This is a genomic window from Trinickia sp., assembly GCF_035492435.1.
In the GTDB taxonomy this organism is placed as follows: domain Bacteria; phylum Pseudomonadota; class Gammaproteobacteria; order Burkholderiales; family Burkholderiaceae; genus Trinickia.
On sequence record NZ_DATJJF010000217.1, the window covers coordinates 1 to 8,978 of the forward strand.

Here is an 8,978-nt window from a genome sequence, read left to right on the forward strand (position 1 = left end):
CACTCAGCGCCGTTTCAAGAACGCCCATGTCTCAGCAATGTTTCTCGCTGAAGTCGTCACCTCTGCTCGTACGGTTGACGCCGGCTCAGCCGCGCGAGAAGTACTGTTTCAAGCCGGACACGAGGCCGACGAAGGGCATGCCGAGCGCGGCGTAGACGGCCTCGGCTTCTGGTGCGGCGTTGTCGGCCAGGATCTCGACAGCGACGTTCGAGTAACCGACGGGGATCACACCGGCCTGCTGCATGCGCAACACGCCCATATCAACTTGAGTCTTGCTGAAGCCCCCGGAAGCATCGATCACTGCGAAGCTGTCGTAGCCGTCGGCGATTGCCGAGATCGCAGGCAAGGCTAGGCAAACGTCGGTCGAGATGCCAGTGACAATCAGCTTCTTGCGCCCGGTCATCTTGACTGCGTCGACGACACGGCGCTCGTCCCAAGCGTTGACGGTGGTGCGTTCGATGCGCTTCACGTCGGGTAGCGCTTGCGCGAGTTCGGGGATCAACGGGCCCCACATCTTTTCGGTCGTCGTGGTGACGATGACCGGCACCTTCAGTGCCAGTGCTGCTTTCGCCAGGCCGACGACGTTGTGCTTGAGCTCCAGTGTTTCGATGTCGCGTACGCCGGTGTAGAGGCCGACCTGGTGATCGACCAGCAGCAGGACGGCGTTGTCGCGGGTGAGCCGTTCGTAGAGATGGGGCGAGTTCATGGTTTTCCTCGGTGGGCTGAGACGTGGAGGTGGCGGCGCTGGCACCGAACGCAGCCACAGCGATTGTTGCGGCGGCGGACTGGTTCAAAATCTCGCGACGGTTCATCTGTGGCTCCTATCGGCGGCGCATTGATGAATCGCGTATCGGCTTGGAACCAATCTAATATTGAGCTTCCACGCAAAAATCGTCTGCTCGTCCATGCATCAACGCCTCACGCCCGGTACCACCGTACTCCTTACGCTTCCACCCGTGATGTGGGCGGGCAATGCGGTAGTCGGGCGCCTGGTGAGCGGGATGGTGCCACCGGTTACGCTGAACTTCCTGCGGTGGGCACTGGCTTTCATGTTTCTGCTGCCGCTCGCCGGCTGGGTACTACATCCCGCGAGTGGGCTTTGGTCGCATTGGCGGCGCTTCGCGCTGCTTGGCCTGCTGGGTGTGGGTTGTTACAACGCATTGCAATATCTGGCCCTCAAAACTTCGTCGCCGCTGAATGTGACGCTGATGGCCTCGAGCATTCCGGTCTGGATGCTCGGAATCGGATGGCTAGGATTCGGCCAGAAGGTGACGGGCCGGCAGTTGATCGGCATCGTGCTGTCCATTGCCGGTGTCGCGCTGATCCTGTGCCGGGGACGATGGACGATTTTGATGCAATTGCGGCTCGTTCCCGGCGATCTCTACATGCTTGCAGCATCCTTCGCCTGGGCACTGTACAGCTGGCTGCTGGCGCGTTCTCGCGAGCCTGCGCAGTGGCGCGACAATTGGTCAGCCTTTTTGCTCGCCCAAGTGACGTTCGGCCTTTTCTGGTCCAGTGTGTTCGCCGCAGGAGAATGGGTCTCGATCGATGCGCACATCGTCTGGGGCTGGCCCTTGGTGGCTGCCTTGCTCTACGTGAGCGCAGGGCCGGCCGTACTTGCCTATTGCTGCTGGGGGCTCGGCATAAAGCGTGTCGGCCCGAATATCGCGGGATTTTTCGCTAATCTTGCGCCCTTGTTTGCCGCCGTGATGTCGGCGGCATTTCTCGGCGAGTGGCCGCAGCTGTATCACGCCATAGCGTTCGTGCTGATCGTGGGCGGCATTATCGTGGCTTCGCGCACCTGATCCGAACTGCTGCTAACCCCGAACATCGCCGACCGACCTTCCATCTGCCCTGCCTCGCAATCTCTCGTCCCCGTCGGCATCAGGGCTAAAGTCATCGTAATATGCAGGACTTTATAGCGGTTTAGAGGTTGAGATGTTTCGCAAGCTGTTGATCGGTTGTGCGGGGTTGCCAGGCGCACTGAGCGTGCAAGCGCGCGCGAGCAGCGACGACACTTCCGAGGTGCTCTATGTCGGCTCCCTCATGACTCAGACGGAACGCAGCGTCGGTCCGGCATTTGAACGCGCTATCGCAGCACCACAATGAAAAGAAACGTTGCGCGACCTCTCGTCGCGCTCTCCATGCTGCTCGCGATCTACTTGTGCGCGCCGTTCGTCGCGAGTCTGCCGCAAATCGGACAAGCAGATTGGGCGGACGTTGACTGGCATGCGATGGGGGCGGCCGTGGGCACATCCGTGGCAAGCGCCACCGTGGCTGTGCTCATCATTCTGATCGGCGGCGTGCCGCTGGGCTATTGGCTTGCGCGTTCGTCGTCGCGAGCCATGGCGCTGCTAGGTTTCGTCGTACAGTTGCCGTTGGCGCTGCCGCCGCTGACAAGCGGAGTGTTGCTGCTCTTTCTGCTCGGGCCTTACAGTTTGCTCGGACGTGCCGCAAGCGGGCTCCTGACCGATTCGTTTGCCGGGATCGTCCTGGCGGAGACGTTCGTCGCTGCGCCCTTTCTGATCGTCGCGGCGCGCTCGGCTTTTGCATCGGTCGATCCGGTGCTCGAAGACGTCGCTGCAACGCTTGGCCATCATGCGGGCAGCCGGTTCTTTCGCGTCGCGCTGCCTGCCGCATGGCCGGCGATCCAGGCAGGATTGGCGCTTGCATGGTTGCGGGCGTTCGGTGAATTCGGTGCGACCGTCATGGTCGCCTACCACCCGTATTCGTTACCCGTCTACACGTACGTGCTCTTTGGCAGCCAAGGCTTGCCCGCCATGATGCCTTTGCTGCTGCCGACGCTTGCCATCGCCGTCGTGTGTGCGGCGCTTTCCGTGTATAGCCGCAGTAGGCAGCCCGAAGCGACGACAGCGCGCATCGACAACGGCGACGAGCTGCTCGTGGGCGCGCCTTTGCCATCGATGGCGACCGAAACACGTGATCGGCAGCTCGCAATCCAGCTGAGGCGGCAAGTGGGCTCGTTCAGCCTCGACGTTAATTGGATGCCGTCGAGCCGGCGGCTCGCAATTGTCGGGCCCTCGGGTTCAGGCAAATCGATGACGTTGCGACTGATTGCGGGACTCCAACGCAACGAGAGCGGCAAGATCATGCTCGGCCGCTCGGACTTGACGCAGTTGCCGCCCGAGCGCCGGCAAATTGCTTATATGCCGCAGGACTACGGGCTCTTTCCGCACATGAGCGTTGCCGAGCAGCTCGCTTTCCCCATCGACGCCGATCCGGCTGCGGCGCGTTATTGGACTTCGCATCTGGGCCTCACGGAACTGCTGAGCCGCTTGCCACATCAGCTTTCGCTGGGGCAGCGTCAGCGCGTCGCGCTTGCGCGCGCACTGACGCGTGACAGCCACTTGCTATTGTTCGATGAGCCGTTTTCCGCGCTCGATACGCCGCGTCGACGTCGTTTGCAGCGATCGCTACGCAATCTTCAACGTGAAATTTCGGCCGTCACCATCATCGTCACGCATGATCCCGACGAAGCGGCCCTGCTTGCCGACGAAGTCCTCGTCATGGATCAGGGCCGTGTACTTCAAGCGGGGCCGATCGAGCACGTGTTCGAGCGGCCTGCGAGCCTGCGCGTGGCCGAACTGCTTGGTCTGCGTAACGTAGGAACGGGGGTTATTCCGTCATCGGGTTATCTCGAGCTGAGCGGCCATCTGGTTGTCGAGACGCTGGATCGTTCGATTGCCGCGGGACAGCGTGTCATGTGGCGCCTCGCATCGGGCGCGGTTCGGCCGTCGCAAGACGGTCCCTTCGAGGCACTCGTCGAATCAATTGAATTGCGTGACGGTGAACGCTTTGCACTCCTCAGTATCGAGGGCGTCCGCTTCGACATCGCGATGGGCGATGCGCTTTTGCGTGAACGTGACACATGTCGCGTTTCTATTGAGCCGGCTGGCATTTCTGTGTGGACGGAGTTGTCTGTCTTAAACGATCCCTGCGTCAATTCAGTCACTCACGCGTTGTAGGCGGCGGTCCTGGCTTCTGGTGGTTTTCCAACCGGTGCCAACATGCAGCCGCGCATCACAATGCACACGTTGGAAGAACGCTGCGAATTTTCGTTAGACTATGTCCTCATGGACAAGTGTCGCTACTGCGGAAAACTGCGTGACGAATGGGATTGCCATGGGGACGATTGCCGCAAGGCAATCGCCAAGGCCTTGCGTCGGCAGCGCCTGGGGCTGCCGATGGTGGCCAATGTCATCCGCAATGAGATCCCGCCTGGAGCGACAACCGCCGAGGTGATCACGGTGCTCTCGCGCCAGCGCTTGCGCGCACGTCGCGGCAATGAAGAACGCCGCGATCGCAAAGCGGCTGAGGATGCAGACGAGGGTTAGCATTTCGAATCTGCACCGTCATGCATCATGTCCTCCGACCTTTTTACAGCGTTCCCCTCCATTTTCAAATCGAGTACTGAACTGCTGTCACCGGCCATTTTGCTCGGCTTCGAGAGCCTTAGTATTGCCCTCGTTGCGCGCATTGGCGACAAACGAACTTGGCTCGGTTATCAGCAAACTGCACGCAATGTGCAGGCTTCTTCGACGAAATCACAGCGGGACCGAAGCTTTGCGTGGGCAAAACGCATGCCGAAAAGCAGTGATCGTTGATCCAATGTGCGCGTGGCTCGCATGACGAGGCGACGGGTCAGCGTATCGCCTATGATGGAGCGTGACCGAGAACCCATCGTGGGGAGGCCAACATGGCAGCGCGGTTTGACGCCATCATTGTCGGTACCGGCCAAGCCGGTCCCGCGCTCGCTGCACGATTCGCCAAGGTTGGCATGCAGGTCGCGATCATCGAGCGCAACCTTTTTGGCGGTACTTGCGTGAACACAGGTTGCATTCCGACCAAGGCACTGATTGCGAGTGCCTACGCCGCGCAGTTGGCCCGCAGGGCGGCTGAATATGGCGTAAAGACAGGCGGTGCTGTCGAAGTCGACATGAAGCGCGTGAAGGCACGCAAGGATGCGATTTCCGCGCGCTCCCGGAACGGCGTGGAAGAGTGGCTCAAAGGGCTTGCCAACTGCACGGTATTGAAGGGTCACGCACGGTTCGAGTCTGCTCACGCCATACGGGTGAATGACGAATTGATCAGCGCTGAGCGAATCTTCCTCAACGTTGGAACGCGACCTCATGTCCCGCCGATGACGGGACTCGATCAAGTCCCCTACCTGACCAATTCGACGATGATGGACGTCGATTTTCTGCCCGAGCACCTGATTGTGATCGGCGGCAGCTATACGGGGCTCGAGTTTGCTCAGATGTACCGGCGTTTCGGCAGTGCTGTGACCGTCGTCGAAAAGTCACCGCGCGTAGTCGCGCGCGAGGACGAAGACGTGTCTCTGGCCGTGCAGGAGATCCTGCGCGGCGAGGGAATTACCGTTGAACTGCGTGCCGAGTGCATGGCCGCGGAAAAACGCGGCGAGCGGATCGTCGTCAAGCTCGACTGCGACGATGGCATGCGTGAAGCGGTCGGCTCTCACTTGTTGTTGGCGGTTGGGCGCACTCCGAACACCGATGACCTTGGACTACAAGCGGCTGGTATCGAAGTCGATGGACGCGGGTACATCCTTGTCGACGATGCATTGCGAACTCGCGTAGACGGTGTCTGGGCGCTTGGCGATTGCAACGGGCGCGGTGCGTTCACACATACGGCCTATAACGATTACGAGATCGTCGCCGATAACCTGCTTGATGGCGCGAACCGCAGTGTGCGGGACCGTATCGTCGCGTATGGGCTTTTTGTCGATCCGCCGCTCGGCCGTGTCGGCATGACGGTCAATGAGATCCGACGTTCGGGCCGTAGGGCGCTGATCGGTGTACGCCCGATGACGCGGGTTGGGCGCGCGATCGAAAAAGGCGAAACACAGGGCTTCATCAAAATCGCGGTCGACGCTGACACGAAGGAAATTCTGGGCGCAGCGATTCTCGGCGTCGGCGGGGACGAGGCGGTCCATTGCCTCATCGACGCCATGTATGCGAAGGCGCCTTATACGGTGATCCAGCGTGCGGTTCACATTCATCCCACCGTATGCGAGTTGTTGCCGACGGTGCTCGGCGATTTGCGCCCAATGGCCGAATAAGTTGCGCAGCTCGTGGATTTGCGCCGGGCCGGCGCATCCACGACCTAGAAAAGTGACAGCACCGAGGAACTCGGCGGCAGGGGATAACAGTCAGGACTACACACGATCGCTGGAGTGCGCATAGTGGCCGACCGAAGTGCGGGTTGTACGGTGTTGACGCCACTCGACGTACTGCCAGAAGACGAGACCCGGCACGTAAATCATTAAATCGCGGATACGTCGCGCGCCCGCGAGCGCGAGACAGGTCGGTGCGTCGAGACCCAGTGCGGTGCCGATGAGCAGAAACCCACCTTCCTGAACACCGATGGCACCCGGAACAAAAAAGGCAACGCTGCTGAGCGCCTGGATCAGTGACTCAATGGCGAATGCCTCCAGAAAGCTCACGTTTGTTCCGAGAAAATACAATGCGAGCCAGATCTCGAACGCTATAGCGAGGCACTGCACTGACTGCCATACGATCAGGTATTGCATCACCACCGCGCGCCGGCGCCAAATGCCTTTGATCGACTGATCGACGCGCGCCGACTCGCCGACGTGTGCCGCAAGCTTGCCGCTCGTCATGCGGTTGAGGAAACCCGTGAGCCGCTCAAACGGACTGGCATGCTGGACCAGCGAGAACAGCACAAGCACGGGCGTGAACGCCGCAACGCCCCATGCGAGGTTCGCTGCCAAATGAAGAGAGCTTGAGGCCGTCTGGTGCAGCAGATAGCCAATCCCGAAGACCGCGAAGATCAGTTGGCTGATGAGCGTGAGCTGAGTGTCAACGATGAGGCTGGCCAAGGCGCTGGAAGGCCGCAGGCCCCAACGCCGCATGACGCGAAAGGAGATGATCTCGCCGCCGATGCGCGCGACAGGCAGCATGCCGTTGACGGATTCACGGATCCATACGAGGCCGAGCACGGGTATGAACTTGGGCCTGACCGCACCGCGCATCAGCAATTGCCAATCCTTTGCGTTGGCCAGCATCGCCAAGACATGTGCCAAGCCGGCCAGCACGAGCCCCGCGCCTGCGGCGCGCATCAAGGCCAGGACTGCGCCGGCGTTTTCGTGCCAAACCAGCCAAACGGCAACGGCAAAACCCGCCACTGCGGTAAGCCGTCCAAGGTATTTCGTCATGCTGCAGGGTGGCGAATGCGCTAAGGGGAGCCGCGAACATGCGGGGGTGGCGTGCGCACGCGGCAAGATGCGCCGACCCCATCCATGCGACGATGAAGAGCCTATCGGATCATGCTTACTTGTCCTGAACCGGGCTCAAGAACCCGTTGCGGTCCACTTGGAAGCGGGTGCCCCGCCAGACCACGTGGGATGAAAAAAAGCTCGCGATCAGGATGGTGAATGAGGCGATATCCCTCAGCGGCAGCAGCCATAGGTCGCGTCGGGGCTCGCGCACAGCAATGTCCGAGAACACCTTTAGTGTACAGCGTGCAAAGAGCGCTGCGGCGGCGATCGGCCAGCTCCAGCGGGCGCCTCCAGACAAAAGCAACGCCAAGAGGGCGAGCGGCAACGGGTGTGTCACCACCGAGCCGATGTGGCCTATAGGGTCGACGGCGCGGATCGTGCGGCTCCAGCGCAGTTCGTGCGCGGCGAGTGCTGCGGCGGTAGGCTCTTCGCACGTATGCGACACCACAAACGGTGGAATGGCCACTTTTTCGCCGATCTTGCGGACGGCCTCGCCAATTGCATTGTCTTCTGCAAGCAGGTTCGCAAACTGGCCGAACCCACCGATCTTCTCAAGCGTCGCACGCCGAATGGCGATGGTTTGGCCGAAGCAGGGGCGGGCAAGGCCTAACGCGACCCCTGTCATGACGCTGGGAAGAAAGTGATAGTTGATATTCAGGGCCGACAGATGCGGCCAAAGCCCCGGCGCGGGGCGACCGCGATAGACGCACGTTACGAGACCCACATCGGGCTTTTGCAGTTCTCCAATAACGTGACGCAAATAATCCGGCTCGGCGCTGACATCGCTATCCGCGAAGACGAGTACATCGTGCAACGCATGCGGCATCATGTTGACGATGTTGCTCATCTTTCGATTGGGCCCATGCAAGCGCGCATCCGTTACCACGGTGATGTGCGCCTCCGGATAAAGGCGTTTGAGTTCCTCGACCACTTTCAGCGCGGGATCTGCGCCGTCGTGAACGCCGAAGAGAAACTGAATCGGACCCGAATAGTTCTGCCGGCAGTAAGTGGCAAGGTTGTCGAGCAGCCCCCATTCGTCGCCGTGCAGTGGCTTCACGATCGTCACGGGCGGCAAGCTCGTTGGCTCGGATGTCCGTTGCGCAAAGAAACGGCAGACGAGAACTGTCGCAAACACCGTATAAACGATTCCAAGGAAAGCGCAAAATCCGAAGACGATTGCGATCGCAGTGAAGAGAAGGTCGGCGGCATGTGGAACGGTCGCACCGGCGAAAATTTCAAACGCCGTTACCAGGCCGACCAAGCAGACCAGCCACGTCAAGTGCCTCATGATGCAGAGTGCCCGATAGAATGGGGTAAAGCGGGGTCGTAGGATCCCGTGGAGGTGGAGCTTGCGAGAGGCAAACCCGCGTATCGTACAACAACTCGCGGCGACGTCGTTCTGGTCTCCGCTATGCGCAGGGCCTCTGCCTGCTTGCTATCGATTTCGTCCATTGCGGTGAGCACCATTCATATGGATGAGGACGACTATGAACCAGCCTATGACCGAAGTGATAGAGCGCTATCGCAAATTCGCCGAGGGGATGCTGGATCAAACCGGCAAAATCGCGCTCACGTACTTCAGACAGCCTATGGAAATTCAGACTAAGGCTGATGGGAGTCCGGTCACCGTTGCTGACCGCTCAATCGAGGACTACATTCGCCGTCAAATTGTCAGCACCTGCCCCGACCATGGCATCTG

General features: G+C 60.4%; 8 protein-coding genes and 1 pseudogene. 6 read left to right on the forward strand and 3 right to left on the reverse strand.

Annotation, left to right across the window (positions count from 1 at the left end; genetic code table 11):
• Positions 1-85 precede the first annotated feature (85 nt).
• A complete protein-coding gene (locus tag VL598_RS15705) occupies positions 86-706 on the reverse strand; it encodes an isochorismatase family protein (RefSeq protein WP_325327649.1) in 621 nt (206 codons plus the stop codon).
• A 199-nt stretch (positions 707-905) separates the two neighbouring features.
• On the opposite strand from VL598_RS15705, the gene VL598_RS15710 reads away from it, so the two are divergent.
• The 5 genes from VL598_RS15710 (at position 906) to VL598_RS15730 (ending at position 6,100) form a co-directional block, all read left to right on the forward strand.
• Positions 906-1,805 (forward strand): DMT family transporter, encoded by a 900-nt coding sequence (locus VL598_RS15710; protein WP_325327650.1) that lies wholly within the window; start codon positions 906-908, stop codon positions 1,803-1,805.
• Positions 1,806-1,938: 133 nt separating this feature from the next.
• Entirely contained in the window at positions 1,939-2,109 is a 171-nt protein-coding gene (locus VL598_RS15715; RefSeq protein ID WP_325327651.1) for a hypothetical protein, read from the forward strand.
• A complete protein-coding gene (locus VL598_RS15720) occupies positions 2,106-3,986 on the forward strand; it encodes an ATP-binding cassette domain-containing protein (protein ID WP_325327652.1) in 1,881 nt (626 codons plus the stop codon). The genes VL598_RS15715 and VL598_RS15720 overlap by 4 nt, the downstream gene beginning before the upstream one ends.
• A gap of 108 nt (positions 3,987-4,094) precedes the next feature.
• On the forward strand, positions 4,095-4,355 hold the full coding sequence (locus VL598_RS15725) for a hypothetical protein (protein WP_325327656.1): 261 nt from the start codon (positions 4,095-4,097) through the stop codon (positions 4,353-4,355).
• 362 nt (positions 4,356-4,717) lie between these two features.
• The gene (locus VL598_RS15730) at positions 4,718-6,100 is read left to right on the forward strand and encodes an FAD-containing oxidoreductase (protein ID WP_325327653.1); all 1,383 of its coding nucleotides are present in this window, start codon (positions 4,718-4,720) and stop codon (positions 6,098-6,100) included.
• 96 nt (positions 6,101-6,196) lie between these two features.
• Here the strand turns inward: VL598_RS15730 and VL598_RS15735 are convergent, their stop codons facing one another.
• Together VL598_RS15735 and hpnI are read right to left on the reverse strand one after the other, a co-directional pair.
• The gene (locus VL598_RS15735) at positions 6,197-7,216 is read right to left on the reverse strand and encodes a lysylphosphatidylglycerol synthase domain-containing protein (RefSeq protein WP_325327654.1); all 1,020 of its coding nucleotides are present in this window, start codon (positions 7,214-7,216) and stop codon (positions 6,197-6,199) included.
• Between the two features lie 115 nt (positions 7,217-7,331).
• Positions 7,332-8,567, reverse strand: a complete 1,236-nt coding sequence (gene hpnI / locus VL598_RS15740) for a bacteriohopanetetrol glucosamine biosynthesis glycosyltransferase HpnI (protein ID WP_325327655.1) — start codon at positions 8,565-8,567, stop codon at positions 7,332-7,334.
• A gap of 199 nt (positions 8,568-8,766) precedes the next feature.
• On the opposite strand from hpnI, the pseudogene VL598_RS15745 reads away from it, so the two are divergent.
• Positions 8,767-8,978, forward strand: a pseudogene (locus VL598_RS15745) (histidinol phosphate phosphatase); the annotation flags it as partial.

Bases quoted from the DNA above. Each gene is read 5' to 3' on its own strand.
- VL598_RS15705 (WP_325327649.1), bottom strand. From the start codon at position 706: ATGAACTCGCCCCATCTCTACGAACGGCTCACCCGCGACAACGCCGTC.
- VL598_RS15710 (WP_325327650.1), top strand. From the start codon at position 906: ATGCATCAACGCCTCACGCCCGGTACCACCGTACTCCTTACGCTTCCA.
- VL598_RS15715 (WP_325327651.1), top strand. From the start codon at position 1,939: ATGTTTCGCAAGCTGTTGATCGGTTGTGCGGGGTTGCCAGGCGCACTG.
- VL598_RS15720 (WP_325327652.1), top strand. From the start codon at position 2,106: ATGAAAAGAAACGTTGCGCGACCTCTCGTCGCGCTCTCCATGCTGCTC.
- VL598_RS15725 (WP_325327656.1), top strand. From the start codon at position 4,095: ATGGACAAGTGTCGCTACTGCGGAAAACTGCGTGACGAATGGGATTGC.
- VL598_RS15730 (WP_325327653.1), top strand. From the start codon at position 4,718: ATGGCAGCGCGGTTTGACGCCATCATTGTCGGTACCGGCCAAGCCGGT.
- VL598_RS15735 (WP_325327654.1), bottom strand. From the start codon at position 7,216: ATGACGAAATACCTTGGACGGCTTACCGCAGTGGCGGGTTTTGCCGTT.
- hpnI (WP_325327655.1), bottom strand. From the start codon at position 8,567: ATGAGGCACTTGACGTGGCTGGTCTGCTTGGTCGGCCTGGTAACGGCG.